Consider the following 27,000-nt stretch of genomic DNA (forward strand, 5'->3'; position numbering starts at 1 on the left):
CAGCCCTGTCACATCCTCACAAGCGCCGAAGGGCACGTAAACGCCCCTAAAGCGCGCGGGAAGGGGCGTTTACGTGCCCCTCGGCGACTGGGGCTCAGCCCGCCGCCAGCTCCTCGCGCACGAACCGCGCGAACTGCTCCGCCGCCGCCGGCTGCGAGCGGGTCCGGTTGCGGGCGAGGCCGATCACGCGCTGGGCCTCGTCGGCCAGCGGCACCGCCACGATCCCGGGCTCCGCGGGCGTGTCCGGGATGAGGGCTACGCCGACGCCGTCCCGCACCAGCGCGCGCAGCGTCGACAGCTCGGTCACCTCGATCACCGGGGACAGCACCTCGCCGTGGGCCGCGAAGTACGCGTCCGCGATCGTCCGCAGGCCGGAGCCCGGGCGCAGCGCCACCAGCTCCGCCGTGCTCAGATCCGCGAAGGAGGCCTCGGCGCGCGAGGCGAGCGGATGCCCCTCCGGGACGCCGAGCACGAGGCGCTCCGCGGTCAGCGGCACCCACTCGATGTCGGGGTCGCGCGGGTCGGGGCTGAGGAACGCCAGGTCGGCCGATCCCTCCCGCAGGGCGTCCAGCACGGTGTCGGCCGTCCCGCCGCGCAGGGCGAACCGGATGTCCGGGAACAGGCTGCGGTACTCGCTGACCACCCGCGGCAGCAGCCAGCTGCCGAACGACGAGACGTACGCGAGCGAGACGATCCCCGCCGCGGGGTCGCGGAGGGCGTCGATGCGGGCGCGCGCGGTGTCCAGCTCGGCCTCGGCACGGGAGGCGTGGGCCAGCAGGATCTCGCCGTACTGGTTGAGCTCCAGGTGCCCGCGGCGGCGGTCGAACAGCTCGACGCCGGCCTCCGCCTCCAGCCGGGCGAGGGAGCGCGAGAGCGTCGATTGCGAGATCCCGAGCGTCTCGGCCGCGAGCGCCAGATGGCCCTCCGCCGCCAGCGCCCGGAAGTGGGCGATCTCGTCGATCCGCATGCACACCATCATGGCCCACCCGCGGGACGCTCGCCGGGAGGCCGCCGGGCCGACGCGCGACCCCCGCGAACGGGGGAGTGCTCAAATGAGCGGTCTACCCCTGTTCGAGTTTTATGTACGTTCACTCACAAGACAGTGCGCGGTTCTCCGCAATCCCTAAGGTGACCGCGGGCTCGCACGAGTTCCCCCCTTCCGATCGAGGAGAGAAATGTCAACCAGACTGCGCACTTTGTGGCGCGCCGCCACTGCCGTGGCCGTCGGAGCAGGCCTCGCCGCCGGCTCCCTCGCCGCGACACCGGCGTTCGCCAGCACGGACGGCACCGGTGTCGTCATCAACGAGGCGTACCTGTCCGGCGGCAGCGCCGGCGCCGCCTACGCCAACAAGTTCGTCGAGCTCTACAACCCGGGCGACCAGCCCGTCGCGCTGACCGGCTGGAGCGTTCAGTACCGCTCCGCGACCAGCACCGGCGCGGCGAACGGCGTCGTCGCGCTGAGCGGCACCATCGCCGCCAAGGGCTACTACCTGGTCGCCGGCGCCTCCAACGGCACCAACGGCGCCGCCCTCCCGACTCCCGACGCCGCGAGCAACGGACTGAACCCGTCCGGCACCGCCGGCACGCTCATCCTGGCCAAGTCGGCCACCGCTCTGACCCTGCCGGCCGGCTCGGTCACCGGCAACGCGAACGTCGCCGACCTCGTCGGCTACGGCACGTCCAACACCTTCGAGGGTTCGAAGGCGGCGACGGCCCCGAGCGGCAACACGGATGTGAAGTCTCTCAACCGAACCGCGTTCAAGGACACCGACGACAACGCGGCGGACATCTCGCTGAGCGCGACGATCACGCCGCAGAACACCGCGTCGGCCACCGACCCCGGCAACCCAGGCGACGGCGGAGGCACCGATCCCGGAACGGGGACCGACCCGGGTCCGCCCGGCACGATCGCCATCTCCGACATCCAGGGCACCGGTGACACCAGCCCGAAGGCCGGCCAGACGGTCAGCACCGTCGGCGTCGTCACCGCGGCCTACCCGACCGGAGGCTTCAACGGCTTCTACCTGCAGACCCCGGGCACGGGCGGCGCGATCGACCTCGCGACCCACACCGCGTCCGACGCGATCTTCGTCTTCGGCTCCGCCGCCGCCTCCAGCGTCGCCGCAGGCGACTACGTGCAGGTGACCGGCGCCGTCAGCGAGTACAACGGCCTCACCGAGCTCACCGCGACCAAGGTCGACAAGCTCGACAAGAGCACCGTCACCGCGCCCACCCCGGCGACCGTCGGCCTCCCGGCCACCGCCGCGCAGCGCGAGAGCCTCGAGGGGATGCTGATCGCTCCTCAGGGCGCGTTCACCGTCACCGACGTCTACTCGGCGAACCAGTACGGCGAGATCGGCCTCGCGGCCGGCGACAAGCCGCTCGTCCAGGCGACCGAGACCGCCCGTCCCGGCACCCCGGCCTACGCCGCGGCCGTCGCCGACAACGCGGCCCGCGCCGTCACCCTCGACGACGGGGCTTCGACCAACTTCCTCAGCTCGGCGAACAAGTCCAAGCCGCTGCCGTACCTCTCGCTGACCAGCCCGGTCCGCGTCGGCGCGCCTGTCACGTTCACCAAGCCGGTCATCCTCGACTACCGCAACGACGCCTGGAAGTTCCAGCCCACCGCCGAGCTCACCCCGGCGAACGCGGCCGACGTCCAGCCCGTCAGCTTCGGCAACACCCGCACCGCGGCCCCGGCCAACGTGGGCGGCGACCTCCGTCTCGCGACGTTCAACGTGCTGAACTACTTCCCGACCACCGGCGACCAGCTCACCGGGTGCACGTTCTACACCGACCGCGACGGCAACAAGATCACCGTCAACTCCGGCTGCGACGCCCGCGGCGCCGCCGACGCGACCAACCTCAAGCGCCAGCAGGACAAGATCGTCGCCGCGATCAACGCCCTCACCGCCGACGTCGTCTCCCTCGAGGAGATCGAGAACTCGAAGCGCTTCGGCCTCGACCGCGACGACGCGCTGAAGACCCTGGTCTCCGCGCTCAACGCCGCGGCCGGCGGCGACGTCTGGGCGTTCGTGCCCTCCCCGTCGACAGTCCCGGCCTCCGAGGACGTCATCCGCACCGCGTTCATCTACAAGAAGGCCGTGGCTGCTCCGGTCGGCGCGTCGAAGATCCTCGACGACGCGGCGTTCTCGAACGCCCGCCAGCCGCTCGCCCAGGCGTTCAAGAAGGTCGGCGCGCAGGACTCGTCGGCGTTCATCGCCATCGTGAACCACTTCAAGTCGAAGGGTTCGGGAACGGGCGCCGACGCCGACCAGGGCGACGGGCAGGGCGCGTCCAACGCCTCCCGCGTCAAGCAGGCCAACGCCCTCGTCGCCTTCGCGGACGAGCGCAAGAAGACGCTCGGCTCCGACAAGGTGCTGCTGATCGGCGACTTCAACGCCTACCTCAACGAGGACCCGATCAAGGTCCTGACCGACGCCGGCTACATCGACCAGGTCAGCACCCGCACCACCAAGGCGACCTACTCCTTCGGCGGTACGGTCGGCTCGCTGGACCACGTGCTCGCGTCGCCGTCGGCCAACGCGGCCATCACCGGCGCAGACGTCTGGAACATCAACTCCGTGGAGTCGGTGGCCCTGGAGTACAGCCGCTACAACTACAACGTCACCAACTTCTACGCGGCGGACGCGTACCGCTCCAGCGACCACGACCCCATCGTCGTGGGCCTGGGCCTCAAGGCCGCCCCGGTGACGCTCAACCTGCTGAACATCAACGACTTCCACGGTCGGATCGACAGCAACACCGTGAAGTTCGCGGGGACCGTCGAGAAGCTGCGCGCCGACGGCGGGGAGGGCAACACGCTCTTCCTCTCCGACGGAGACAACATCGGCGCCTCCCTATTCGCCTCGGCCTCGGCCGGCGACGTCCCGACCCTGGACGTGCTGAACGCCCTCGACCTCAAGACGAGCGCTGTGGGCAACCACGAGTTCGACAAGGGCTTCGCGGACCTCACCGGCCGGGTGAAGGACGCGGCGAAGTTCAGCTACCTCGGGGCGAACGTCTACCAGAAGGGCACCAAGACCCCGGCGCTGCCGGAGTACGCGACCTTCACGGTGAACGGGCTGAAGGTGGCCGTCATCGGCGCCGTCACGCAGGAGACCCCGACCCTCGTCTCGCCCGGCGGCATCTCGTCGCTCGACTTCGGCGACCCGGTGGAGGCGGTCAACCGCGTCGCGGCGCAGCTCACCGACGGCGACCAGGCCAACGGCGAGGCCGACGTGATCGTGGCCGAGTACCACGAGGGCGCCGGCTTCGGCACGCCCGACGGTGCGACGCTCGACCAGGAGGTCGCGGCCGGCGGCGCGTTCGCCGACATCGTCACCAAGACGAGCGCGAAGGTCTCCGCGATCTTCACCGGTCACACGCACAAGGAGTACAGCTGGGACGGCCCCGTCCCGGGTGTCGCGGGTGCGACCCGTCCGATCCTGCAGACCGGCAGCTACGGCGAGAACATCGGCCAGGTGAAACTCACGGTCGACCCCGACACCCACGCGGTGACCTCCTACACCTCGCGCAACGTCGCCCGCACCACGGACGCCGACGCGGGCCTGGTCTCCGCCTACCCGCGGGTCGCGGCCGTGAAGACGATCGTCGACAAGGCGCTCGCCGACGCGGCGGTCATCGGCAACCAGAAGGTCGGCTCGGTCACCTCCGACATCACCACGGCGTACATCAACGGCGCCCGTGACGACCGGATGAGCGAGTCCACCCTGGGCAACCTGGTGGCCGACTCGCTGCTGTCGACCCTGTCGCCGGCCCAGTCCGGCGGCGCCGAGATCGGCGTGGTGAACCCGGGCGGCCTCCGCGCCGAGCTGCTGTACGGCACGGACGGATCGGTCACCTACGCGCAGGCGAACGCCGTGCTGCCGTTCGTGAACAACCTGTGGACGACGTCCCTCACCGGGGCGCAGTTCAAGCAGGCGCTCGAGCAGCAGTGGCAGCGGAACGCCGACGGCACCGTGCCGAGCCGGCCGTTCCTCAACCTGGGACTGTCGAAGAACGTCAGCTACACCTACGACGCCACCCGGCCCGAGGGCGACCGCATCACGAGCATCCTCGTGAACGGCACCGCCATCGACCCGGCGAAGTCGTACCGGATCGGCACGTTCTCGTTCCTCGCGCAGGGCGGCGACAACTTCCGGGCGTTCGCGGCCGGAACCGACACGCGCGACTCGGGTCTGATCGACCGGGACGCCTGGATCGGCTACATCTCCGCGCACAGCCCGCTGTCGCCGAGCTTCGCCCGCCGCGGCGTGTCCGTCACGGACGTCCCGACGGCGACGCTGACGCGCGGCCAGCAGGTGAGCTTCGGAGTGCAGAAGCTGAACCTGACCAGCCTGGGCAGCCCGGCGAACACCGCGCTGGAGCTGAGCTGGGGCGGCTCGGCCGTCATCGGCTCCGTTCCGGTGGACGCCTCGGGCAACGCGACCGTGACCTTCACGGTCCCGGCCTCCGCCGCGGGCGCGAGCACCCTGGTGCTGACCGCCAAGGAGTCCGGCACCACTGTGCGCATCCCGCTCACGGTGGAGGATGCCCCGACGAACGGCAAGCCCTCGGCCGACCCGAAGGCGGCCGCCGAGTCCGCCCTCACGAAGGCCCTGAACGGCAAGATCTCGTTCAAGGACAAGGCGTACCACGCGGGCGACCCGATCGACATCACGGTCGGCAAGGCGCGCGCGGGCCAGTGGGTCTCGGTGTGGGTGTACTCGCAGCCCGTGAGCGTGGGCGGCGGCTGGATGCAGGTGCCCGCCGACGGCGTGCTGCACCTCACCCTCCCGAAGCCGCTCGCCAAGGGCGACCACAAGCTGTCCGTGCAGGACAGCACGAACACGGTGATCGGCTGGGACGACCTCAAGGTCTCCAACGGCAACGCGGTCGGCCACTGGGTGTGGACGCTCGTCTGGAACTGGCTCGCGGGCTGGCTCTGGGGGTGGACGCAGCAGTAACCGCTGAGTGACGACCGCCGGGCGCGCCTGCCGCGCCCGGCGGTTCGTCGTCTCCCGCCCGCACATTCGTGACGAATCGCGCGATTCCCCGGCTCTTTCGCGACATTCGTCACGAATCGGGTGTTAGAAATTATTGACACGGTGTCTGCGCCGCTTTACACTCGCCATGTACACAATCTTTGACATGGAGGTGCGAGGTGTCCTTCGATGAGAAGAACGCGTGGGCGTACCTGGTCGTCGCCGTCCTCGGCTACGCGACCTACCTGATCCTGCTCACGGCGTACGGCTCCGGCGCATACGTCCCGCTGCTGCTGTGGACGGTCGGCGGCTCGATCGCGGCCAACATCCTGGCCCGCATCGGCATCTCGGTCGCCAACCCGCGGGAGGCCGACAAGCGCGACCAGCGCGACCGCGAGATCAAGGTCTTCGGCGAGCGGGTCGGCCAGGCGTTCGTCGTCATCGGCGCTCTGGCCGCGCTCATCCTGGCGCTGTTCCAGGCGCCGTGGTTCTGGATCGCGAACGCGGTCTACGCGGCCTTCGTGCTGTCCGCGGTCGTCGGCTCGATCGCCACCCTGGTCGCCTACCGCAAGGGGCTGCCGGCATGGTGAAGCCCACCCGCGTGACCAACAGCATCCGCGCCCTGCGCTTCGGCGCGGGGGAGATGACGCAGGCCGACCTCGCGGACCGGGTCGGCGTCACCCGCCAGACCATCATCGCCATCGAGCAGGGCCGGTACTCGCCGTCCCTGGAGATGGCCTTCCAGCTCGCGCGGGTGTTCGGGGTCCCGCTCGACGACGTGTTCCAGTACCCCGAGGACTGAGGGGAATCATGAGCGCCACCATGCGCGCCGTCGTCCAGGACGCCTACGGCACCACCGCCTCCCTGCGCATCGAGCGCGTCCCCGTCCCGTCGCCCGGCGCCGGCGACGTCCTCGTGCGCGTCGAAGCCGCCGGGATCGACGCGGGCACCTGGCACCTCACCACCGGCCGCCCGTACCTGATGCGGCTGATGGGGTTCGGGATGCGCGGCCCGTCGGCACGCGTGCGCGGCGCGGCGTTCGCCGGCGTCGTGGAGGCCGTCGGCTCCGAGGTCGCCGACCTCCGCGTCGGCGACGCCGTGTTCGGCTCTGCGGCCGGCGCGCTCGCCGAGAGGGTGATCGCCCCGCGCGCGGCGGTGGCTCCGATCCCGGCGGGCCTGAGCTTCCCGGAGGCGGCGGCGATCCCGATCTCCGCGGTGACGGCGCTGCAGGCGGTCACGGCCGCGCAGGTCGAGGCCGGGGACCGCGTGCTCGTGCTGGGCGCGGCCGGCGGCGTCGGGCATTTCGCGGTTCAGCTCGCCGTGGCGCGCGGCGCCGAGGTGACGGGCGTGTGCACCGGGCCGAAGACGGCGCTGGTGCTCGAGCTGGGCGCCGCGGACGCCATCGACTACACGACGACCGACGCGCTGGCCCTCGGCCGGGTCTGGGACGCGATCATCGACACGGCGGGCAACCGCCCGCTGCGTGCGCTGCGCGGAAGTCTCGCTCCGGAGGGCGCGCTCGTGCTGGTCGGCGGCGAGAATGGCGGCGGCATCCTCGGCGGAATGGAGCGGATCGCGGGCGCGGGCCTGGCGAACCTCACGGCGCGTCAGAGCCTGTCCGGGCTGATGGCCCGCGAACGCCAGGAGGACCTGGTCGAGCTGGCCCGCCTCTCCGCGGAGGGCGCCTTCCGCCCGGTCATCGACACCGTCTATCCGCTGGAGCGGACCGCGGAGGCCATCGACCACATCGGCGCCGGGCGGGCGCGCGGCAAGGTGGTCGTGGTCCCGTAGCCGTCAGAACGTGGGAGCGTTCAGTCCAGCGACGACGGCGTCCCTCCGAAGGATGATGCTGCCGAAACGTGAGTGTGTCCGGTACCAGTGCGCGACGTCTGAACTCAGGTAACCGAGGATCGACAGAAGCAATGCGTGATCGTAGGCGAGGTCTCGGTTGAAGATCGGCTCGTGATGAGCGACACGGTTTCGCAATTTGCGCAGACGCTCCAATGCGGTGTGCAGGTCTCGCCGCCGGCCGGTGTAATGCGGGAAGGCGCTGTCGAGCGTCGCTGCTTCCCAGAGCCGCGCGTGGTAGCGATTTCCGAGCAGCCCGATCCAGAAGCCGAACCCGAGTTCCGCCACGACATGGCCTGGAGTGAACTGACCTGACCGCGACAGTGAGAGGTGCCGACGAGCTGAGCGAACGATGGCGAGGTCGGAGTCGGTGAGGTGCGTGATGTCCCACCAGGCTTGCGAGCCGAAGTGGTCCGCCAATCTGTCGTTCACGGCGTTCCTCAGGCAGACTTCAGCGAGGTGGAAGCCACCCCACAAGCTTGCCGAGACTTCGATGTTCCACGAGTAGAGCCGGATTGCTTCGTCGGGCTCGGTCGTGGCCGCCAGATACGTCTGGAATCGGGCGCCGCCGAGCAGCGAGGAAACACCGCCGCGCCAGTCGGCATCGTGAGGTCCTGCCATTATGTGGAGCTTTCAGGTAGGCTGTCGGATGTAAGCCCCGGACGAGACACGCGAGTGTCGCCGCGCCGGGGCATTTATCATTCTGGGCGGTGATCGAGCGCTTCCGAGGGCCCGGCGTGAAGTTGTGGATAACCGGGTCGACCCACCATGATGTGGTCGTGTCGCCAGTGCCGGCGTTACCGTGATCTCATGCCAGTACGCGATCCGCGCACGATGCCCGACGTCCCCCCGCCCCCGACTGGCGCCGCATGCTCGCCGCCCTCGCCAACGCCGACACCCGTGCTGCCTTCGCCCGCGTGACGCTCGGCCTCCCGCTGGACGGCCCGCGCGACGCCCGTGCACTCGCCGCCCTGACCGACGCGGGACTCGTCGCCGACGGGGAGGTCGCGCCCGTCGTCGCCGAGGACACCATCCGCGCCGCCCTGGCCTCCGCCTCCCGCAGCCGGCCCACCGGCCCGCAGCGCTTCCTCGACGCCGAGGGCAGGATCGACCGCTACCCCTCGGGTCGGGCCGACCGGGTGGAACTGCTGCGCTGGGTCGCCGCGCACAGCCTGAGCGCCGGGGAGGTCGTGAGCGAACGCGAGGTGACGGAGCGGTTGACACGGTTCACGCGCGACCCGGCCGCGCTGCGCCGCTTCCTGGTGGACGAGGCGCTTCTGGAGCGCACCCGCTCCGGCTCGGAGTACGCGCTGGCAGACGGCTCCTGACCGGCCGCGGCCCTTCAGACCTGGAAGTACAGCTCGGTGTGCAGCTTGCACCCCGGGTTGAACGCCGCGCCGCAGTCGGGGCAGGAGTCGGCCTCCAGGTAGTCGGCGATGGACAGCGTCGACCGGCACACGCCGCACAGGACCGCGCGCTCGCCGCGGTCGGCGACGGGCCACTGCCGTGCCGGATGGCCGGCGGTCTCCGCGTGGCAGGCGTGGCACGGGTAGAACTCGCCGCAGCAGGCGAACCGGATCGCGATCACGTCGAGCGCTGTGCGGTAGTGGACGCAGCGCGTCTGGTCGTCGACGGTGGGGCCGAGCACGCGCGGCGCGCCGCCGCTCCCGCCGCTCACCGCACACCCCGCGCGGTCAGCGCGTCGCCCAGTTCGTCCGCGTGCTTGAACGCCACCACCAGGAACGGCACCGCGAACGCGCGCACTCCGGCCCGGGCGCCGCGGGCGCGCTGGGCGTCGCGGACGTCGCGCGCCAGCCGAGCCAGCACCGGCAGTGTGCTGAGCGTCACGGTCAGCAGCAGCGCCGCGCGCGCCGGGTCGATCCGCAGCGCCGCGAGCGGTCGCAGGCCGCGCTCGATGGCGTCCAGGAGGTCGGCCACCCTTGTGGTCAGGACGAGCAGCGCCGCGAGCACGACCGCGGACGTCACACGCGCGGTGTTCGCGACGGCGGCCTCCGGACCGAGGAAGAGCAGCTGGCCGGCGAGGGTGATCACGATCACCCAGCGTACGGCGTACACCTGACGCCCGAGCTCGCGCATCCCGAGCATCCCGTCGCCGAGGCCGGCGAGAGCGTACGCGAGCACCGGCAGGGTCGCGGCGACAGCGGCGGCGATCCAGGTGGAGGGCAGCAGCGACACGGCCAGCACCGCCACGACCACGAGCAGCAGCTTGGGCCCGGCCGGCATCCGGTGCAGCGGCCCCGTCCCCGGCCGGTAGAGCGTCAGCACGGGAGGCTCCCCTCGGCGAGCAGGCGCTCGTACGCCGACACCACATCGGCGGGCTCGCCGACCGCGGCCACGGTCCCGCCCGCGAACAGGACGGCGGTGTCGCACCGCGCGGCCAGCGCGAGGTCGTGGGTGACCAGGACGAGCCGGTGCCCGGCGTCCTCCAGCAGATGGTCGGCCACGCGCCGGGCGTTGCGGGCGTCGAGGTAGGCGGTCGGCTCGTCCGCGATCACGAGCTCCGGCCGGCGGACGAAGGCGCCGCACAGCGCGAGCAGCTGCTTCTGACCGCCGGACAGGTCGTGGGACGGCCGGTCGGCGAGCTCGGTGAGCCCGAACCGGTCGAGGGCCTCCGCGACCCGCGCCGCCGTGGCCTCCCGCCCCAGCCGGTCGGCCCGCAGCGAGAACGCGACGTCCTCGGCGACGGTCGGCATGATGATCTGCGCGTCCGGGTTGCTGAACACGACCGCGATCCGCCGCCGCAGCTCGGCGGCCTGCCGAACGGGATCGAGCCCGAGGACGCGCAGCTCCCCGCGGGCGGCCGGAACCAGCCCGCCGAGGAGGCGCGCGAAGGTGGACTTCCCCGACCCGTTCTCCCCGATCACCGCGACGGTGCGCGCGTCGAGGTCGAGAGTCGCATCGTGAAGGGCGTCGACCTCGCCGAGCCGGACGGCGACACCGTCGAGGTGGAGGGCGGTCATCGTGGGACCTCCGCCGACGCCGCTCATCGCACGACCTCGAACACCGCGGCCACGCCCAGGCCGCCGCCGACCGACGCGGCCGCGACCCCGAGCGTCCCCGCCGGAGCGTCGCCGCGCACGAGCCGGCTGAACAGCCGCACCACCGCGACCGCTCCGGTCGCGCCCCACGGGTGCCCGAGCGCCAGCGCGCCGCCGTCGGCGCACACCCGCGGGTCGTCCTCTGGCACGCCGATACGATCCAGGACCGCGATGCTCTGCGACGCGAAGGCCTCCACGAGTTCGAACGCCGCGATCTCCCGCTCGGTGGCCCCTGCGCGCTCGAGCGCGGACAGGATCGCGGGCGCCGCGCCGATCCCGGGGAGCGCCGGGTCGCAGCCGACGATCGCTCCCGCCCGCAGCGCGAGCCCTGGCGCGACGCCGGCCTGCGCCACGACCACCGCCGCGGCGCCGTCGCCGATCCGGGTCGACGTCCCGGCCGTGAGCGCGCCGCCGGGGAAGAGCGCGGGCAACCGGGTCAGCACACGCTGGGCCCCGCCGATCGCGTCGTCGTGCCCGAGCCCCGCCAGCGGAACCAGCTCGTCCGCGAACCGTCCGGCCGCCAGCGCGGCGCGCGCCCGCTCGTGGCTGCGCGCGGCGTGGGCGTCGAGCCGCGACCGCGGGATGCCGTCGTGCGCCGCCAGGTCCTCCGCCGCCTGGACCATGTCCGGATCCGGGAAGCCCTCCGGCGCGAACGGCGCCCGTTCGTAGGCGACTCCGTCGATCGACCGGACGGGCGCGGTGGAGGCGCTCTCCACGCCCCCGGCGAGCCGGGTCGCGGAGTCGCCCGCCCGGATCGCTGCGGCCGCGTCGAGGATCGCGGCGAGCCCGCTCCCGCACTGCCGGTCGACCGTGCCGCCCGGGATCACCGGGTCGAGCCCGGCGGCGAGGGCGGCGACGCGCCCCGGGTTGCCGCCGGGACCCATGCAGTTCCCGAGGACGACGTCCGCGACCTCGACCGGCGCACCCGTCGCGATAGCGGCATCGTCGAGGGCGGCCAGGAGGACGGGCGCGGCCAGCTGCTCCACGCGCAGGTGCGCGAGCGCGCGGCCGCGGGTGCCGATCGGGGTGCGGCGGGCGGCGATGACGACGGGGGTCTCGTGCATGCTCATGCGGTCGTCTCCCTCGGTGAGGCGTGGCCGTGCGCGACGGCGGCGGACGCCCGGCACGCGGGAGTCATGACGGCGATCTGCTCAGCGCTCAAGCGGGCTCACCTCCCCCTCCAGCACCCGCCGCACGGCCTCGGCGCGCGCCGGCTTGCCCGCGGCGGTGCGCGGCAGCTCGGCCGCGTACCAGCGGCGCGGACGGTGGGCCGGCGCGAGGCGTTCCGCGGCAGCGGCCCGCAGGGAGGCCAACGTCGGGAGGCGGCCGTCCGGCTCCACGAGCGCGGCGACGAGCGCTCCGACGCGGCCGGTCGGGAGGCCGAACACCACGGCGTCGCGCACGCCGGGGACCGAGCGGAGGGCGGCCTCCACCTCGTCTGGCACGATCGTGGCGGACGCGCTCAGGATGGCGCCGTCCGCGCGACCGAGCAGGCGGACGCTCTCGCCGCCGTCCGCCCCTGGCGCACGCTCGGCGCGGTCGCCGACCGTCGCCCAGGCGCCGTCACGGCGCAGCGGTCCGGCCGCGCCGGCGTAGCCGCGCGCCACGAAGGGCGAACGCACCCACAGCTCGCCGTCGCGCACGCGCAGCTCGACGCCCGGAAACGGGACGAGCCCGTCGCCGTGGTCGACCGCCACGAAAGACAGCTCGGCCGCTCCGTAGTAGGAGGTCACCCGCATCCCCTCGGCCTCGGCCCTCGCCCGCAGCGCCGGGTCGAGGTGCGACCCGCCGACCAGGGCGGAGCGGATGCCGGACGCGGCGCCCGACTCCAGCAGCCGCCGCAGCCCTTCGGGGGTGCCGTGGAAGCAGTCTGCCCCCGCGCCGGCTTGCACAGCACGCGGTCCGCCGTCCAGCGCGTGCGCGAGCGAGAACAGCGTCAGCGACGACGACGCCGGCGCCGGAAGGGCCACCGCCCGCCCGCCGCCGCCCGCGTTCAGCAACTCCGCCACCGCGGCGAACGACGACGACCACGAGTCCGCACTGCGCAGCACGATCCGCGGCGGCCCGCTGCTGCCGGAGGTCAACGTCGCCCAGCCGATCCGGCCGGAGGCGTCCGAGCCCTCCAGGTCGGCGCGCGACGCCGCGTCCACGGCCGCGGCCAGGTGCGCGGCCGGTCGCCGGCCGTCCAGCACGAGCGGCACGCCGCCGGCGGCCCGCGCCTCGCGGAGGCGGTCGAGGAGGGCGGGGTCGTCTTCGCGAAGCGGGACGATCGCGGTCATGCGGCGGGAGCGCCGTCCCGGCGGGGAGTCGCCCAGGTGCGCCGGAACGCCCTCGGGTACGCCTTCACCAGCGTCGCAACGATGGCGGTCGCGAGCACGGCCTTGACGAGGTCGCCCGGCACGAAAACCAGGCTGGTGAGCGCGGTCTCGCCGAGCGGCAACCGGGTCACGAGGCTCTGCACCGGGATGCCGAACGCGTAGACCACGCCGATGCCGCCGACGATGACCCCGACGAGCGTGCGCCAGACGACGGGCTTGCGGTTGCCCGCGTGGACGATCAGCCCGATCACAGCGGCGCCCACGATCCAGCCGATCAGGTAGCCCGCCGACGGACCGACGAAGACGCCGATGCCGCCGCGTCCGCCCGCGAGGAGGGGGAGTCCGGCGGCGACGAGGGCGAGCAGGACCGCCATCGACAGCGCGCCGAGCCACGGGCCGAGCAGCGCGCCCGCGAGCATGACGCCGAGCGTCTGCGCCGTGATCGGGACCGCGCCGAACACGGTGAAGCCGCCAGGGAGGCCGAGGACGGCGACGATCGCGGCCATCACGGCGACGCGGGCGAGATCGGTGGCGTCGATACCGCGACGGGATGCGCGGACGGCGGTCGTGCGGGCGGCGGTTGCCGGCCGTGAGGCCGCGCTCTCGTCGGTCGCGGCAGGGGCCGGGCTGGTGCGGGGGGAGTCGGTCATCGGGTTTCCTTCACCTGAACACTGTTCACCTGAACAGCGTTCACTATAGTGAAACCGTGACGGGAAACGAAAGCGCACGCAGACACGGCCGCGACGACGTGGCGGAGACCGCGCTGCGCATCCTGGACGACTACGGCCTTCCCGACCTCACCATGCGCCGCCTCGCCGCCGCCCTGGACGTGCAGCCCAGCGCCCTGTACTGGCACTTCCCCAACAAGCAGACCCTCCTCGCGGAGCTCGCCGACCGCATCATCGGCCGCGCCGCTGTCACCGCACCGGACGCGCCGTGGCCCGACCGCGTGCGCGCCGAGTCCGCCGCGCTCCGCGACGCCCTGCTCGCCTACCGCGACGGCGCGGAGGTCGTCGCCAGCACCGCCGCCCTGGGCCTCGGCGCCGCTCCCGCGCAGCAGCGCCTGGCGGCGGCCGTCCGCTCGGGAGGCTTCGACGCCGAGACCGCCGGTCGCGCGGCGACCGCACTGCTGCACTTCGTCCTCGGCCACGTCTCGCACGAGCAGCAGCGAATGCAGTTCGACAGCATCGGCGTGCTGGCGACCGGGGAGGCCGCCGACCCGTTCGACCAGGGCGACTCGGCCGCGGCTTTCGCCTTCGGAGTGAACCTCCTCGTCGGCGGCCTTCAGCGGCTCGCGGTCGACGACGAGAGCGCAGAGGGAGTCAGTCGCTCCCGAATGTGACCTTCCACCCGCCGACCACATTGGTCGCCAGGTTGAACAGCGCCGCGAAGATCGCGCCGAGCGCCGACACGACGATGACCTCCAGCAGTGACACCACGAGCGTGAACATCATCACGTTTCCGAACGTCAGGCCGGCGACGAGGGAGGCGCCCTGCGCGCCCGCGATGCTCTCCAGGAAAGTGGTCATCGATCCGACGAGGCCGACCTTGTCGAGCACCGACCAGCCGAGCAGCGTGAGCACGACGGTCACGACTGCCAGGACGAGACTGACGAGGAACGACATCTTCAGCGCGGACCAGAAGTCGATGTAGACGAGGCGCATCGTCGCGCGCTTCTTCTGCTTCGTCCGTGCCGACATCGGCGACCTCCCCAGTGGTGCTGTTCTCGAACCGCTCGCGCGGATCCCCCATCGGGCGAGTCTAACCGACACGCCCGTGCGGACCCCGGTGCCACGAGGCGTCGAAACAAACCGATCGACCGGTTATGCATGTAATATGGCCGTGCGGGGGCGAACGCCCGACCGACGTGCACGTCGCAACGGCGACCACTGGGGGGATGTCGGTCGGGCGGTTCCCTGGGCGGACCGCCGGATCACTCCACGACGAGGTCCGGCAGCCCCCGGAGCGCGTCCAGCCGTCCCTCGGCGACGATCCCCGGCAGCAGCACGATCCACAGCTCCCGGAGCCGCTGCAGCAGGTCGGCGCGCCCGGTCAGCGTCGCCGAGACCAGCTGCACGCCCGTGAACGCCGGCGACAGCAGGTGCGCGAACATCGCCGGGTCGACCCGCTCGGACACGTCGCCCTCCTCGATCGCCCTCCGGATCAGGTCCTCGATCGCGCGGAACCAGTCCTCGTAGGGTTCGACGATCGCCTGATCGGCCGTGCCGACGTCTGTGGTGAGCCGGATGCCGGCCTGCACGACCGGGTCCTCCAGCAGCTGCCGGCCGAGGCTTCGGCAGAGCAGCACCAGCGACTCCAGCGCGGGCCGGCCCTCCGCCAGGATCGCGGCGGAGGCCTCCATCGTGCGGCGGTGCTGCTCGGCGACCACCGCGAGCGCCAGCTCATCCTTCGACGCGAAGTGGAAGTAGAGCGCGCCCTTGGTGAGCCCCGCGGCCTTCGCGATGTCCGAGATGGACGCCAGCCCGTACCCGCGCGCGCCGAACACTTCGGCCGCACCCCGGAGGATGGCGTCGCGGGTGGCGAGAGCGCGAGTCTGCGTGACCATGACCTGAACACAGTAGTGCCGCCGACCTATGCGATTGATGCATGAATCCGGGCCGAGACGGGACAGCACGCGACCAGGACGGGACCAGACGCGGCGACCGCCGCCGGAGTAGCGTGAGCGTATCCGCCGCCGGATCACCCGTCGAGCCGCACCGACCGAGGAGGACGTCGCATGACCACCGTCGCCGACACCATCGTCGAGATCATCCGGGACGCGGGAGTGAAGCGCGTCTACGGCATCCCCGGCGACTCGCTCAACGGCTTCACCGACGCGCTGCGCCGCGCGGGCGATGTGACCTGGGAGCACGTCAGGCACGAGGAGGCCGCGGCGTTCGCTGCGGCGGCGGAGGCCGCGCTCACCGGCGAGCTGGCCGTGTGCGCCGGCAGCTGCGGCCCGGGCAACCTCCACCTCATCAACGGTCTCTTCGACGCGAACCGCAGCCGGGTCCCTGTGCTCGCGATCGCCGCGCAGATCCCCGGGCCCGAGATCGGCAGCACCTACTTCCAGGAGACCCACCCGCAAGACCTGTTCCGGGAGGCCGCGGTCTACACCGAGCTCGTCAGCATGCCCGAGCAGCTGCCGCGGGTGCTGGAGATCGCGATGCGGACGGCGATCGAGCGCCGCGGAGTCGCGGTCCTCGTCATCCCGGGCGAGATCTTCCTCGCGGACAGCGTCGGCCGCAAGCCGTCGGCGCCGATCGTCTACTCGCCGCGCGTGACGCGGCCGGCCGACGGCGAGCTGAAGGCCGCGGCCGACATCCTGAACGCCGCCAAGAAGGTCACCATCCTGGCCGGCGCCGGCGTCGAGGGCGCGCACCCTCAGCTCATCGACATCGCCGGGGCGCTGCGCGCTCCGGTCGTGCACGCCATGCGCGGCAAGGAGTTCGTGGAGTACGACAACCCCTACGACGTCGGCATGACCGGCCTGCTCGGGTTCTCCTCCGGCTACCGCGCGATGGAGGCCTGCGACGCGCTGCTGATGCTCGGCACCGACTTCCCGTACCAGCAGTTCTATCCGTCCAAGGCGAAGATCATCCAGGTCGACCTCCGCGGCGAGAACCTCGGCCGCCGAACCCCGATCGACCTCGGCCTGGTCGGCAGCGTCAAGGACACGGTGGAGGCCTTGCTCCCGCTGCTCGCGGACCGGAAGGACACCAAGCACCTCGACGCGTCCCGCTCGCACTATCTGAAGGCGCGCAAGAGCCTCGACGAGCTCGCCGTCAACGACCGCAACCGCACGCCGATCCACCCGCAGTACGTCGCCCGGCTGATCAGCGAGCTCTCCAGCGAGGACGCCGTCTTCATCCCGGACGTCGGTTCGCCCGTGGTCTGGGCGGCGCGCTACCTGCGGATGAACGGCTCGCGGCGGCTGATCGGCTCGTTCAACCACGGCAGCATGGCGAACGCGCTGTCGCAGTCGATCGGCGCGCAGGCGGCGTTCCCCGGCCGGCAGGTGGTCGCGCTCGCCGGCGACGGCGGCCTGGCGATGCTGATGGGCGAGCTGCTGACGCTGGTGCAGATGAAGCTGCCGGTCAAGATCGTCGTCTTCAACAACTCCTCGCTGAACTTCGTGGAGGTCGAGATGAAGGCCGCGGGCTTCGTCAACTTCGGGACGGGCCTGGAGAACCCCGACTTCTCGCGCGTCGCCCAGGCCATCGGCATCCACGGCCAGCGGGTCGAGAAGCCGGACGAGCTGGAGAGCGCGCTGCGCACCGCGTTCGCCCATGACGGCCCCGCGCTGGTGGACGTCGTGACCGCGCGCCAGGAACTCAGCATCCCGCCGGCGATCACGGCCGAGCAGGTCAAGGGCTTCACCCTCTACGCGCTGCGCACGATCATGTCGGGCCGCGGTGACGAGCTCATCGACCTGGCCGACACGAACGTGTTCCGGCGGCTGTTCGACTGAGGAGCTGTTCGAGTGGCGCTTTGGTCGAAGGAGGCCGCCGCCGTCAGTTGATGCAGACGGTGCTGGAGTAGTTCGTGGTCGGGCCCGAGTGCGTAGGGGCGGGTGCCGGCGCCGCGGGCGCGGGGGCCGCGGAGCCGCTGGAGGCCGCACCGGGCGCGGTCGGCATCAGTCCGTCCTCGCCGAGGACGACGGTGACGCCCTTCACGCTGCCGGTCTCCTGCACCGCGGCGCCAGGCAGCAGCGCCGCGACCGCCTTGGCCTGCGACTCCTGCCCCGACGGGTACTGGATGGTCGTCGTCTGCTGCGAGCTCGCGTCGCCGGCCGTGCCGGTCTTGAAGCCCGCCGCGCTGAACGTCTGCGTCGCCGTGCCGGCCGCGCCGTTCATGCTGCCGCCGTTGAGCACCGTGACCTTCGTGTCGGCGGGCTTCGCAGCAGTGGCGCTGTCGTAGGCGGACGGCGTCCCCGTCAGGCTCTTGACAAAGGCCGGCATCGCGGCCGTGTCGACCTGCACGATCGACAGGTCGGAGCCGTCGACGGTGATCGTCGGCGTGCCGGAGATCGGGATGGTCGCCGACTGGATCTTGCCGCCGGTGAGGCCCTGCAGCTGCGCAGCGAGCTGGAGGAAGTTCAGCCCTGGATCTGTCTCCAGCGACCCGCTGATGGCGTCGAGCGCGCTCGTGAGCTTGCCCGGGTTCAGTAGTGTCCCCGCGGACAGGAACTTGTGCGCCTCCACCGAGAGGAAGTACTGCTGGCGCACCACGCGGTCGAGGTCGCCGCGCGGGAGGCCGTGCCGCTGGCGCACGAACGACAGCGCCTGCTGAGCGTCCAGCGTCGAGACGCCCGCCGGGAAGTTCGCGCCGGAGTACGGGTCGTTGACGGCGTTGTTGAGGCACACCTGCACCGGCCCGAGCGCTTTCGCGATCGTGTAGAAGCCGAGCAGCGAGACGCGCACGTAGTGGTCGATCGACAGGCCGGTGAGGTTCTGCACCGTCTGGATGAGCAGTTTGGCGCCGCTGGTCGGGTCGCTCGCGCCGCCGCCGAGCGAGAACGCCGCGTTCAGCTTGTTCATCCCGTGACCTGGCACGTCGACCCAGGAGTCGCGGGGGAGGGAGACGAGGGTCGCCGACTTCCCGTTGGCCGGGATGTGCAGGATCATCATCGTGTCCGTGTTGGTCCCGCCGCCGTCCTGGGTGGTGCTGAGCTGGTTCAGCTCGGCCTGGGTGGCGTTGTCGGGACGGTGGTCGTCGCCGACGAGCAGGATGTTCTGGTCCGCGCCGTCCACATCGTTGCCGGATTTGCTGATCACGTTGACGTGGCTGACGCCGCCGACGAAGCGGAAGTAGCTGTAGGCGGCGTAGCCGCCGAGCACGACGAGGAGGACGGCCAGCCCGGCCGCGGTCCAGGCGATGATGCGCTTGGCGCGGCGGTGCTTCTTCGGGGGCTTCCCGCCGCTGCCGGAGCCGCCTGCGCCGTTGCCGCCGTCGCCTCCGCTGCCGTAGCCGCCGTCGCCGTAGCCGGCGTCCGCACGGGCCGGGTCCGGCGAGCCGGAGAGTCCGAAGAGGTCGAAGGGCGCGCCTGCCGCTCCCGCGCCCGCCGCTCCCGCACCGGCCGCGGCGCCCGCACCTGCGGCGCCGGCCGCCCGGCCCCCGCCGCCGCGCCCGGAGGGCACGCCGGACGCCGGCCGCGTCGCCCGCACCGGCCGGCGCGGGTCGGCTGCGGGCACGCGTCCGAAGACCTCGGTCGGCGGCTCGGGACGGTCGTCACGGCCGGCGCCGGAGTCACCTGAGGGATAGTTCGGGCGTCGCACACCAGAACGCTAGGGGGTGCGGCCTGCGAACAGCCTGGTTTCCCGCGGTGTTCCCGCGGAATGACCAGCAGATCAGCGAGTGGTTCTCAGCATGCTCACGGCGAAGGTGCGCGCCCGGCTGCGAGAACCCTCACGCATCCGGGTCGGCCGACGGCCCGGCGAACGCGTCGCCGGCCGTATCGGTGACCGTGTCGCAGGGCGCGTCGCACGGCGCGTCCACCATCGCGTCGGTCATCCGGGTGGAGATGGCCAGCAGCTCGTCCTGCTGCTCCGGGCTGAGCGCGTCGAAGAGGATGCGGCGGATCGTCGCGGTGTGCTTGGGCAGCGCCCGCACGACGACGCGGCGCCCGTCCCGGCTGAGCCGGACCCAGCTCGCACGCCGATCCTCCGCGCAGTCCTCGCGCTCCACCAGCCCGCGCCCCTCCATGCGGGTGACCTGGTGCGAGACCCGGCTCTTCTCCCAGCCGGTCAGCTCGACCAGATCGCGCACGCGCAGCCGCCGCCCGGGCGAGCGCACGAGCGCCATGAGCACTTCGAGCTCGGAGATGGAGATGCCGTCGTCCCGCTGCAGCTGGGCGTCCAGTGTCCGATCGAATCCGCGCCTCATCAGGTAGAACGCGTGGAACAGCTCCTCCTCGCCAGCGCTCAGCTTGCGCGGATCGGGTCGGGTGCGCGCGATCGCCATACTGCATCCTCGCACGCGCCGGCGACAGCGCGGCGCGCTCGCCGGAGCTCAGTGCGCCAGCTGCTCCAGGAACACCACCAGCACGCCGAGCGCCACGATCCCGACCAGCACGATCAGCTGCTTCCAGGAGGCGAGCCCGGTGCGCGACACCGCGATGCGCGCGATCACCGCGAGCGACGCGATGAGGGCGGTGATGGCGATCACGACCGCCGTCCGCGCCTGCATCCAGCCGAGCATCGCCGCCGCCAGCACCAGCACCGGCACGACGATGACAGTGAGCGCCCGGGAGGCCACGGCCAGCATGTGCCGGAACTCGCGCGCGCTCGGCAGCGTGTTGTGCACGATCATGTGCGAGACCAGGTCGGAGGCGAGACCCGCGAGCAGCACGCCGACCACCGAGATGATCAGCGTCCAGAGCACCGTCGGGGAGTCGAGGTGCTCGCCGTGGGCGTTCAGCGCCATCAGGATCGCGAGCGCCGTGAACGTCACGTAGATGCGTTCGCGGAGACGGTCGCCGGCCTCCCGGCGCTCCTCCTCCGTGGCGTCGGCGGGCAGATGAGCGTCGTCGGGAGCGCGCCGGTCTGACATGCGTCGAGCCTAGTGGGAGGCCTGGAAGGCCGGGCAGGGGCGGTGCCGGGAATAGCCGCGAGAGCCGGGAGGTTCGCGAATGGTGACACGTCATCTAATCAGGAAGGCTGACATGACCAGGATCGCCATCATCATCGGGAGCACCCGCCCCTGCCGCAACGGGGAGTCCGTCGCCCGCTGGGTGCACGAGCACGCCGCGAAGCGCGACGGCGTCGAGTATGAGCTCGTCGACCTCGCCGAGTGGGACCTCCCGCACCTCGACGAGCCGATGCCCGCCGCGATGGGCCAGTACGCCAACGACCACACCAAGGCCTGGGCGGCGAAGATCGCCGAGTTCGACGGCTACCTGTTCGTCACCCCCGAGTACAACCACAGCACGTCCGGCGCGCTCAAGAACGCGATCGACTTCGTCGGGGCCGAGTGGTACAACAAGGCGGCCGGTTTCGTCAGCTACGGCGTCTTCGGCGGCGCCCGCGCGGTCGAGCACCTGCGCCTGGTGCTCTCCCAGCTCCAGGTCGCGACCGTCAGCGCCTTCGTCGGTCTCAGCCTCCAGCACGACTTCGAGAACTGGGCGCTCAAGCCGACCGCCGGCGCCGAGGCCGGGCTCACCCCGCTCTTCGACCAGCTCGAGTCGTGGTCGGCCGCCCTCGCCACCGTGCGCGGCGCCGACGCCGCGGCGTCCGAGGAGGACGAGGCGGCCTGACCGTCGTCTCCCGTTGCTCAGGCCGGCTCAGGTCTGGCAGACCGTGCAGAAGTAGCTGACCCTCTCCTCCAGCTCGGTGCGCCCGAGCGCCGAGCGCTGGATGAGCGTCCCGCAGCGCAGGCAGGGACGCCCGTCGCGGCCGTACACCCAGGTGTTGCGGCCGCGGCGGGTGTCGCCGGTGGTCACCCGGATGGGCCGGTCGCGGTTGGCGACCAGCATGCGGCGCGCGAGGTCGACGGCGGCCGGGAGGTCGGCCTCCCGCGCCGGGCGCGTCGGCAGCATCCCGCGCACGAAGCACAGCTCGTTGGCGTAGACGTTGCCGATGCCCGCGAGGTTTCGCTGGTCGAGCAGCGCGACGGCGATCGGGGTGTCCGGATGCTCGGCGAGCCGGCGGACGGCCTCCTCGGCGTCCCAGTCCGGTCCGAGCAGATCGGGTCCGAGGTGGCCGACGACCTCCTCCTCGCGCGCCCGCGGCACGATCTCCAGGACCCCGAGCTGGAAGCCGACCGCCTGCGTCTCGGCGGTCTGCAGCACGGCGCGCGCCTGGAACCCGGGATGCCGCCAGCGGCCGCCCGGCGGGTACACCTCCCACGAGCCCTCCATCTTGAGGTGGCTGTGGATGGTCTGGTCGCCGACCCGGATCAGCAGGTGCTTGCCGCGGCTGACCACCTCGTCCACGTGCCTCCCGCTGAGGTCGACGGTGGCGAACGCCGGGACGCGGAAGTCGGTCTCGGTCAGCAGCCGTCCTTGCAGTGCGCGGCGCAGGCGCGCGGCGGTCTGGTAGACGGTGTCGCCCTCAGGCATCGGTCGTCACCGGCATCCGTCACCCTCGCAGCCGCAGGCCACGCGGCGTCGGCAGGAACCCCGCCTCCGCGAGCGCGGCGCCCAGCGGGCTGCCGAGCACGTTCGCGCCGTTGACCGTCTCGATCGCGAGCTTGTCGACGCGACGTGAGGTCACCAGCCCGGCCAGCGCGCGGGAGGCCGCCACCAGCGCAGGGCCCGCGGCCTCGTCCTCCTGGTCCGCGAAGCACAGCAGGCTCTTGCCGCCGCGCTCCACGTAGATGGTCAACTCGCCGTCGACCAGGGCGACCAGCGCTCCCGCCTTGCGGCCCGGGCGGTGGCCGGTACCGCCCTCCACCCCTGCCGTCGTGGCCGGGACGGCGGGCCACGGCAGCGCCGCGCCGTACGCGTTCGCCGGGTCGGTCGCCGCCAGCGCGAGCGCGTCGAACGGCCGCGGCTGGGTATGGTCGCGCGCGAAGGTGCGCAGCCGGTCGACCGTCGGTCCGCTCGCGAACTGGGCGGCGCCGAGGGTCTCCACGAAATAGCCGCGGCGCGCGCGCCCGCTGTCCTCGAAGCCGCTGAGCACCTTGTACGCGAGCGCGAAGCCTCCCGGCGTCCCCTCGTTCATGACCGAGCCGCGCGTGACGACGCCGTAGCGGTCGAGCAGCGTCTCGGCCTGGGCGTGCGCGCGGATCGTGGAGTCCAGGTCGCGCTCCGGGAGCAGCGACCACCGCCCGGCGACGGTCGGCGGGCCCATCCGGGTGACCATCGCGGACGTGCGCGGGGCGCCGACCCGGCCGCGGTACATCCGCGAGCGGGTGGGCTGCCTGGGCCGCTTGTGCGCGCCGCCGCCGCCACCGGTCAGCGTGCGGAGCGGAGCGAGCGTGTCGTTGGTGACCAGGCCCGCCCAGACCAGGTCCCACAGGGCCGTGACCAGCACGGCGTCCTCGATCGCTTCGCCGCGCTCGGCGCCGAGGGTGTCGGAGAGCTGCCGGAAGAAGTAGCCGCCGCCGCGCGCGAGCGCCGCCAGCACGCCGCGCTGGAGCTCGTCCGGATCGTGGTCGGTCGGCGGCGCGAGCGTCAGCGCGGCGGAGTCGGCCAGGTTGAGGCTGATCCAGCCGTCGTTGCCCGGCAGCGAGCCGTCGCCCGCCCAGATCACCTCGCCGGTGGCGGTCAGCTCGTCCAGCATGGCCGGGCTGTAGTCCGCGACGCGGCTCGGCAGCACCAGCGACTCCCACGCGGAGGCCGGGATGCGCGCCCCGGCGAGCTGTTCGATGACCGACGCGACGGCGTCCACACCGCGCAGCGTGGAGCCGACGTGCTGCCAGTCGCCGAGGAACCGTGCGAACGTCGCGGTCTCGACCGGCTCCACTTCCTGCCGGAGTGCGGCGAGCGACATCCGCCGCAGCCGCCGCAGGACCTCGGCGTCGCACCACTCGGAGCCGGTCGCGTGCGGCCGGAACTCGCCCTCGACCACTCGGCCGTCGCGGGAGAGCCGGCGCAGCGCGTCGTGCACGATCGCGGGGCCGAGGCCGAACCGGGAGGCGACCTCGGCGACCTCGAACGGGCCGTGGGTGCGGGCGAAGCGGCTGACCAGATCGCCGAGCGGGTCGTCCACAGGCTCGATGAACGCGACGGGGACGCCGATCGGCAGCGGCACGCCGAGCGCGTCGCGCAGCCGGCTCGCGTCTTCGATCGCTGCGAAGCGCTCCTCGCCGGCGATGGTGACCGCGAGGGCGCGCTTCACGTCGACGAGGGAGGCGAGGTGGGCTCGGGCGGTGGCGATGGTGGCGTGGGGAGCGGCGACGGGCTCCTCGCCGTCGGACTCGTCGGCGGTCGACTCCTCCGCCGTCGCAGCCGCGTCGGCCCCACCCTGCAACCGCTCCGCGACCTGCGCCACCGTCAACGGCCCGAGCAGCCGCAGCAGGTCGGCCACGCCCTCCTCGCCGCGCACGCGCCGGTCCGGGTCCAGCCGTTGCAGTTGCAGCTCCACGCGCTCGATCACCGAGGGGTCGAGCAGTTCGCGCAGCTCCGCGCGCCCCAGCAGCTCAGCGAGCAGCCCAGCGTCCAGCGACAGCGCCGCCGCGCGTCGCTCCGCCAGCGGGCTGTCGCCCTCGTACATGAACGCGGCGACGTAGCCGAAGAGCAGCGAGCGGGCGAACGGCGAGGCCGTTTCGGTCGCGGCCTCCACCAGCGTGATGCGGCGCTGCGCGATGCTCTGCGCCACCTCGTCCAGCGCCGGGAGGTCGTAGACGTCCTGCAGGCACTCGCGCACCGTCTCCAGGATGATCGGGAAGCTCGGGTACTTGCGCGCGACGTCCAGCAGCTGCGACGCCTTCTGCCGCTGCTGCCAGAGTGGCGACCGCTTGCCGGGGTTGTACTTCGGCAGCAGCAGAGCGCGGGCCGCGCACTCGCGGAAGCGGGAGGCGAACAGCGCGGAGCCGCCGACCTCCAGGGTCACCAGCTCGTCCAGCTCGGCCGGCTCGAACACGAACAACTCGCCGCCGGGCGGAGTGGATTCCGTGTCGGGAATACGCACGATGATGCCGTCGTCCGCCGCCATCGCGCCCGCGTCGATGCCGTACCGCTCGCGCACCCGGGCCTGCACGGCCAGCGCCCACGGCGAGTGCACCTGCATGCCGTACGGGGAATGCAGCACCACGCGCCAGTCGCCCAGCTCGTCGCGGAACCGCTCGACCACGAGCGTCCGGTCGGTCGGCACGTGGCCGGTGGCCTCCTTCTGCTCGCGCAGGAACGCCAGCAGGTTGGCCGTCGCGAACGCGTCGAGCCCGGCCTCCACGCAGCGCAGCTCGGCGTCGGCGGGGGAGGCCGCGCTCAGCTCGCGCACGAACGCGCCGACCGCCGCGCCCAGCTCCGCCGGCCGGCCGATGCCGTCGCCCTTCCAGAACGGCAGCCGCCCCGGCTCGCCGAACGCCGGCGAGACCAGGACCCGGTCGTGCGTGATCTCCTGGATGCGCCAGCTCGTCGAGCCGAGCGCGAACACGTCGCCGACGCGCGACTCGTAGACCATCTCCTCGTCCAGCTCGCCCACCCGGCTGGCCCGCTCGCCGACCATGTAGACGGCGAACATCCCGCGGTCGGGGATGGTGCCGCCGCTGGTCACGGCGAGGCGCTGGGCTCCCGGGCGGCCCGTCAGCGTGCCGGCGTCGCGGTCCCAGACGATGCGCGGGCGCAGCTCGGCGAACTCGTCGGACGGGTAGCGGCCGGCGAGCAGGTCGAGGGTCGCGTCGTAGGCGCTGCGCGGCAGGGTCGCGAAGGGCGCGCTGCGGCGGACGGTGTCGAACCAGTCGTCGGCGTCGAGCGGCTCCAGCGCGGTCGCAGCCACGGTCTGCTGGGCGAGGATGTCGAGAGGGTTGGTCGGGATCCGCATCGTCTCGATCAGGCCGCCCACCATCCGCTCGGTGGCGACCGCCGAGTGGATGAGGTCGGCGCGGTGCTTGGGGAACACGACCCCGCGCGACACCTCGCCCACCTGGTGGCCGGCGCGGCCGACGCGCTGCAGCCCGCTGGCGACCGAGGGCGGCGCCTCCACCTGCACCACGAGGTCCACGGCGCCCATGTCGATGCCGAGCTCGAGGCTGGAGGTCGCGACGACGCAGCGCAGCCTCCCGGACTTCAGGTCGTCCTCGATGAGGGCGCGCTGCTCCTTGCTCACCGAGCCGTGGTGCGCGCGGGCGAGCACGAGCGATTCGGGGTCGGCGACGGCGGCCGAGCCCTTGGTCTGGCCGGAGCCGCCCATCAGCTCGGCGGGCGGACGGGACGTCGCGGACGCGGCCGCGCCGTCGCCCGCCTCGCCGCCCAGCAGCCGCTCCTCGTACAGCTCGTTGAGCCGCGCCGTCAGGCGCTCGGCCAGCCGCCGCGAGTTCGCGAACACGATCGAGGAGCGGTGCTCCAGCACGCGGTCGACGATCGCCTCCTCCACGTGCGGCCAGATCGAGCCGGCCTGCGGCGCGGAGCCGTCGTCGTTGTCGCTCGCGTAGGTCGAGGTGCCGAGCTCGCTCATGTCCTCGACCGGCACGACGACCCGGAGGTCGAATCGCTTGCCCGCGACCGGCGCCACGATCTCCACCGGCGAGCCGCCGCCCAGGAACCGGGCGACCTCCTCCGGCGGACGGACCGTCGCCGACAGGCCGATGCGCTGCGCGGGCTTCTCCAGCAGAGCGTCGAGACGTTCGAGCGAGAGCGCGAGGTGGGCGCCGCGCTTGGTGGCCGCGACGGCGTGCACCTCGTCCACGATCACGGTCTCGACGGCGGCGAGCGTCTCCCGCGCCTGCGAGGTGAGCATGAGGAAGAGCGACTCGGGCGTGGTGATCAGGATGTCGGGCGGCGACGACACCAGCGCCCGACGGTCGGCCGACGAGGTGTCGCCGGAGCGCACGCCGACGCTGACGTGCGGCGGCTCGGCCCCGAGCCGGCGCGCCGTCTGCGTGACGCCGACCAGCGGCGCGCGGAGGTTGCGCTCCACGTCGACGCCGAGCGCCTTGAGCGGCGAGATGTAGAGGACGCGCGTGCCGGGCCGGGCGTCGGGCGGCCGCTCCTCGCTCGCCAGGCGGTCGATCGCCCAGAGGAAGGACGCCAGCGTCTTGCCCGAGCCGGTCGGCGCGATGACGAGCGCGTGCCGCCCGCGCGAGATGGCCTCCCACGCTCCGGTCTGCGCGTCGGTGGGCGCGGCGAAGGCCCCGCGGAACCATTCACGGGTCGCGGGGGAGAACCGGTCGAGCACGTCGCTCATC

At 72.5% G+C, this 27,000-nt stretch carries 23 protein-coding genes; 8 read left to right on the forward strand and 15 right to left on the reverse strand.

Annotation, left to right across the window (positions count from 1 at the left end; genetic code table 11):
- Positions 1-94: 94 nt before the first annotated feature.
- Positions 95-967 (reverse strand): LysR family transcriptional regulator, encoded by an 873-nt coding sequence (locus F1C12_RS19145; protein ID WP_185276429.1) that lies wholly within the window; start codon positions 965-967, stop codon positions 95-97.
- Between the two features lie 208 nt (positions 968-1,175).
- On the opposite strand from F1C12_RS19145, the gene F1C12_RS19150 reads away from it, so the two are divergent.
- The 4 genes from F1C12_RS19150 (at position 1,176) to F1C12_RS19165 (ending at position 7,778) form a co-directional block, all read left to right on the forward strand.
- Positions 1,176-5,969: an ExeM/NucH family extracellular endonuclease gene (locus F1C12_RS19150; protein ID WP_185276430.1), complete on the forward strand. Its 4,794-nt coding sequence runs from the start codon at positions 1,176-1,178 to the stop codon at positions 5,967-5,969.
- A gap of 197 nt (positions 5,970-6,166) precedes the next feature.
- The gene (locus tag F1C12_RS19155) at positions 6,167-6,577 is read left to right on the forward strand and encodes a hypothetical protein (protein WP_185276431.1); all 411 of its coding nucleotides are present in this window, start codon (positions 6,167-6,169) and stop codon (positions 6,575-6,577) included.
- Positions 6,571-6,789 (forward strand): helix-turn-helix transcriptional regulator, encoded by a 219-nt coding sequence (locus tag F1C12_RS19160; RefSeq protein ID WP_185276432.1) that lies wholly within the window; start codon positions 6,571-6,573, stop codon positions 6,787-6,789. The genes F1C12_RS19155 and F1C12_RS19160 overlap by 7 nt, the downstream gene beginning before the upstream one ends.
- 8 nt (positions 6,790-6,797) lie before the next feature.
- Complete coding sequence (locus F1C12_RS19165) at positions 6,798-7,778, forward strand: NAD(P)-dependent alcohol dehydrogenase (RefSeq protein WP_258046019.1); 981 nt, start codon at positions 6,798-6,800, stop codon at positions 7,776-7,778.
- A gap of 3 nt (positions 7,779-7,781) precedes the next feature.
- On the opposite strand, the gene F1C12_RS19170 is transcribed toward F1C12_RS19165, so the two are convergent.
- Positions 7,782-8,456, reverse strand: a complete 675-nt coding sequence (locus F1C12_RS19170; protein WP_185276433.1) for an Abi family protein — start codon at positions 8,454-8,456, stop codon at positions 7,782-7,784.
- Between the two features lie 248 nt (positions 8,457-8,704).
- On the opposite strand from F1C12_RS19170, the gene F1C12_RS19175 reads away from it, so the two are divergent.
- Positions 8,705-9,163, forward strand: coding sequence for a DUF2087 domain-containing protein (locus F1C12_RS19175; protein ID WP_185276434.1), 459 nt, complete (start codon positions 8,705-8,707; stop codon positions 9,161-9,163).
- Between the two features lie 14 nt (positions 9,164-9,177).
- On the opposite strand, the gene F1C12_RS19180 is transcribed toward F1C12_RS19175, so the two are convergent.
- From F1C12_RS19180 to F1C12_RS19205, 6 genes are all read right to left on the reverse strand, one after another.
- Positions 9,178-9,513 (reverse strand): CHY zinc finger protein, encoded by a 336-nt coding sequence (locus F1C12_RS19180; RefSeq protein ID WP_258046020.1) that lies wholly within the window; start codon positions 9,511-9,513, stop codon positions 9,178-9,180.
- Complete coding sequence (locus F1C12_RS19185; RefSeq protein WP_185276435.1) at positions 9,510-10,121, reverse strand: energy-coupling factor transporter transmembrane component T family protein; 612 nt, start codon at positions 10,119-10,121, stop codon at positions 9,510-9,512. Before F1C12_RS19185 ends, F1C12_RS19180 begins: the two co-directional genes overlap by 4 nt.
- The gene (locus F1C12_RS19190) at positions 10,115-10,816 is read right to left on the reverse strand and encodes an energy-coupling factor ABC transporter ATP-binding protein (protein ID WP_185276436.1); all 702 of its coding nucleotides are present in this window, start codon (positions 10,814-10,816) and stop codon (positions 10,115-10,117) included. Before F1C12_RS19190 ends, F1C12_RS19185 begins: the two co-directional genes overlap by 7 nt.
- A 23-nt stretch (positions 10,817-10,839) precedes the next feature.
- The gene (locus F1C12_RS19195) at positions 10,840-11,964 is read right to left on the reverse strand and encodes an acetyl-CoA C-acyltransferase (RefSeq protein WP_185276437.1); all 1,125 of its coding nucleotides are present in this window, start codon (positions 11,962-11,964) and stop codon (positions 10,840-10,842) included.
- A gap of 81 nt (positions 11,965-12,045) precedes the next feature.
- Entirely contained in the window at positions 12,046-13,173 is a 1,128-nt protein-coding gene (locus F1C12_RS19200) for an AMP-binding enzyme (RefSeq protein ID WP_185276438.1), read from the reverse strand.
- Positions 13,170-13,718 (reverse strand): biotin transporter BioY, encoded by a 549-nt coding sequence (locus F1C12_RS19205; RefSeq protein ID WP_258046269.1) that lies wholly within the window; start codon positions 13,716-13,718, stop codon positions 13,170-13,172. Before F1C12_RS19205 ends, F1C12_RS19200 begins: the two co-directional genes overlap by 4 nt.
- 200 nt (positions 13,719-13,918) lie before the next feature.
- Between F1C12_RS19205 and F1C12_RS19210 the strand changes: the two genes are divergently transcribed.
- A complete protein-coding gene (locus tag F1C12_RS19210; RefSeq protein WP_258046021.1) occupies positions 13,919-14,554 on the forward strand; it encodes a TetR/AcrR family transcriptional regulator C-terminal domain-containing protein in 636 nt (211 codons plus the stop codon).
- Here the strand turns inward: F1C12_RS19210 and F1C12_RS19215 are convergent.
- Together F1C12_RS19215 and F1C12_RS19220 are read right to left on the reverse strand one after the other, a co-directional pair.
- Complete coding sequence (locus F1C12_RS19215) at positions 14,535-14,912, reverse strand: DUF3566 domain-containing protein (RefSeq protein ID WP_185276441.1); 378 nt, start codon at positions 14,910-14,912, stop codon at positions 14,535-14,537. The two genes, F1C12_RS19210 and F1C12_RS19215, sit on opposite strands and share 20 nt — an antisense overlap.
- 233 nt (positions 14,913-15,145) lie before the next feature.
- On the reverse strand, positions 15,146-15,778 hold the full coding sequence (locus tag F1C12_RS19220) for a ScbR family autoregulator-binding transcription factor (protein ID WP_185276442.1): 633 nt from the start codon (positions 15,776-15,778) through the stop codon (positions 15,146-15,148).
- 171 nt (positions 15,779-15,949) lie between these two features.
- Here F1C12_RS19220 and poxB point away from each other — a divergent pair, with 171 nt between their 5' ends.
- Positions 15,950-17,683, forward strand: coding sequence for a ubiquinone-dependent pyruvate dehydrogenase (gene poxB / locus F1C12_RS19225; RefSeq protein ID WP_185276443.1), 1,734 nt, complete (start codon positions 15,950-15,952; stop codon positions 17,681-17,683).
- Between the two features lie 43 nt (positions 17,684-17,726).
- Here the strand turns inward: poxB and F1C12_RS19230 are convergent, their stop codons facing one another.
- From F1C12_RS19230 to F1C12_RS19240, 3 genes are all read right to left on the reverse strand, one after another.
- A complete protein-coding gene (locus F1C12_RS19230; protein WP_185276444.1) occupies positions 17,727-19,490 on the reverse strand; it encodes an LCP family protein in 1,764 nt (587 codons plus the stop codon).
- A gap of 130 nt (positions 19,491-19,620) precedes the next feature.
- Positions 19,621-20,175 carry a MarR family winged helix-turn-helix transcriptional regulator gene (locus tag F1C12_RS19235; protein ID WP_185276445.1) on the reverse strand — a complete coding sequence of 185 codons (555 nt, stop codon included), beginning with the start codon at positions 20,173-20,175 and terminating at the stop codon, positions 19,621-19,623.
- Between the two features lie 48 nt (positions 20,176-20,223).
- Positions 20,224-20,763, reverse strand: a complete 540-nt coding sequence (locus F1C12_RS19240; RefSeq protein ID WP_185276446.1) for a hypothetical protein — start codon at positions 20,761-20,763, stop codon at positions 20,224-20,226.
- A gap of 112 nt (positions 20,764-20,875) precedes the next feature.
- Between F1C12_RS19240 and F1C12_RS19245 the strand changes: the two genes are divergently transcribed.
- The gene (locus tag F1C12_RS19245; protein WP_185276447.1) at positions 20,876-21,466 is read left to right on the forward strand and encodes an NADPH-dependent FMN reductase; all 591 of its coding nucleotides are present in this window, start codon (positions 20,876-20,878) and stop codon (positions 21,464-21,466) included.
- A gap of 27 nt (positions 21,467-21,493) precedes the next feature.
- On the opposite strand, the gene F1C12_RS19250 is transcribed toward F1C12_RS19245, so the two are convergent.
- The gene (locus tag F1C12_RS19250) at positions 21,494-22,270 is read right to left on the reverse strand and encodes an Fpg/Nei family DNA glycosylase (RefSeq protein WP_185276448.1); all 777 of its coding nucleotides are present in this window, start codon (positions 22,268-22,270) and stop codon (positions 21,494-21,496) included.
- Positions 22,271-22,289: 19 nt separating this feature from the next.
- Positions 22,290-26,999: an Lhr family ATP-dependent helicase gene (locus F1C12_RS19255; RefSeq protein ID WP_185276449.1), complete on the reverse strand. Its 4,710-nt coding sequence runs from the start codon at positions 26,997-26,999 to the stop codon at positions 22,290-22,292.
- Position 27,000: the final 1 nt, after the last annotated feature.

Origin of the sequence: Leifsonia shinshuensis (genome assembly GCF_014217625.1) — a bacterium.
Classification (GTDB): Bacteria; Actinomycetota; Actinomycetes; order Actinomycetales; family Microbacteriaceae; genus Leifsonia; species Leifsonia shinshuensis_A.

Excerpts from the sequence above, each read along its gene's own strand:
- F1C12_RS19150 (WP_185276430.1), top strand. The coding sequence starts at position 1,176 with ATGTCAACCAGACTGCGCACTTTGTGGCGCGCCGCCACTGCCGTGGCC.
- F1C12_RS19170 (WP_185276433.1), bottom strand. The coding sequence starts at position 8,456 with ATGGCAGGACCTCACGATGCCGACTGGCGCGGCGGTGTTTCCTCGCTG.
- F1C12_RS19145 (WP_185276429.1), bottom strand. The coding sequence starts at position 967 with ATGCGGATCGACGAGATCGCCCACTTCCGGGCGCTGGCGGCGGAGGGC.
- F1C12_RS19215 (WP_185276441.1), bottom strand. The coding sequence starts at position 14,912 with ATGTCGGCACGGACGAAGCAGAAGAAGCGCGCGACGATGCGCCTCGTC.
- F1C12_RS19235 (WP_185276445.1), bottom strand. The coding sequence starts at position 20,175 with ATGGCGATCGCGCGCACCCGACCCGATCCGCGCAAGCTGAGCGCTGGC.
- poxB (WP_185276443.1), top strand. The coding sequence starts at position 15,950 with ATGACCACCGTCGCCGACACCATCGTCGAGATCATCCGGGACGCGGGA.
- F1C12_RS19195 (WP_185276437.1), bottom strand. The coding sequence starts at position 11,964 with ATGAGCATGCACGAGACCCCCGTCGTCATCGCCGCCCGCCGCACCCCG.
- F1C12_RS19190 (WP_185276436.1), bottom strand. The coding sequence starts at position 10,816 with ATGACCGCCCTCCACCTCGACGGTGTCGCCGTCCGGCTCGGCGAGGTC.
- F1C12_RS19175 (WP_185276434.1), top strand. The coding sequence starts at position 8,705 with ATGCTCGCCGCCCTCGCCAACGCCGACACCCGTGCTGCCTTCGCCCGC.
- F1C12_RS19245 (WP_185276447.1), top strand. The coding sequence starts at position 20,876 with ATGACCAGGATCGCCATCATCATCGGGAGCACCCGCCCCTGCCGCAAC.
- F1C12_RS19255 (WP_185276449.1), bottom strand. The coding sequence starts at position 26,999 with ATGAGCGACGTGCTCGACCGGTTCTCCCCCGCGACCCGTGAATGGTTC.
- F1C12_RS19165 (WP_258046019.1), top strand. The coding sequence starts at position 6,798 with ATGAGCGCCACCATGCGCGCCGTCGTCCAGGACGCCTACGGCACCACC.
- F1C12_RS19200 (WP_185276438.1), bottom strand. The coding sequence starts at position 13,173 with ATGACCGCGATCGTCCCGCTTCGCGAAGACGACCCCGCCCTCCTCGAC.
- F1C12_RS19220 (WP_185276442.1), bottom strand. The coding sequence starts at position 15,778 with ATGGTCACGCAGACTCGCGCTCTCGCCACCCGCGACGCCATCCTCCGG.
- F1C12_RS19160 (WP_185276432.1), top strand. The coding sequence starts at position 6,571 with ATGGTGAAGCCCACCCGCGTGACCAACAGCATCCGCGCCCTGCGCTTC.
- F1C12_RS19240 (WP_185276446.1), bottom strand. The coding sequence starts at position 20,763 with ATGTCAGACCGGCGCGCTCCCGACGACGCTCATCTGCCCGCCGACGCC.
- F1C12_RS19250 (WP_185276448.1), bottom strand. The coding sequence starts at position 22,270 with ATGCCTGAGGGCGACACCGTCTACCAGACCGCCGCGCGCCTGCGCCGC.
- F1C12_RS19205 (WP_258046269.1), bottom strand. The coding sequence starts at position 13,718 with ATGGCCGCGATCGTCGCCGTCCTCGGCCTCCCTGGCGGCTTCACCGTG.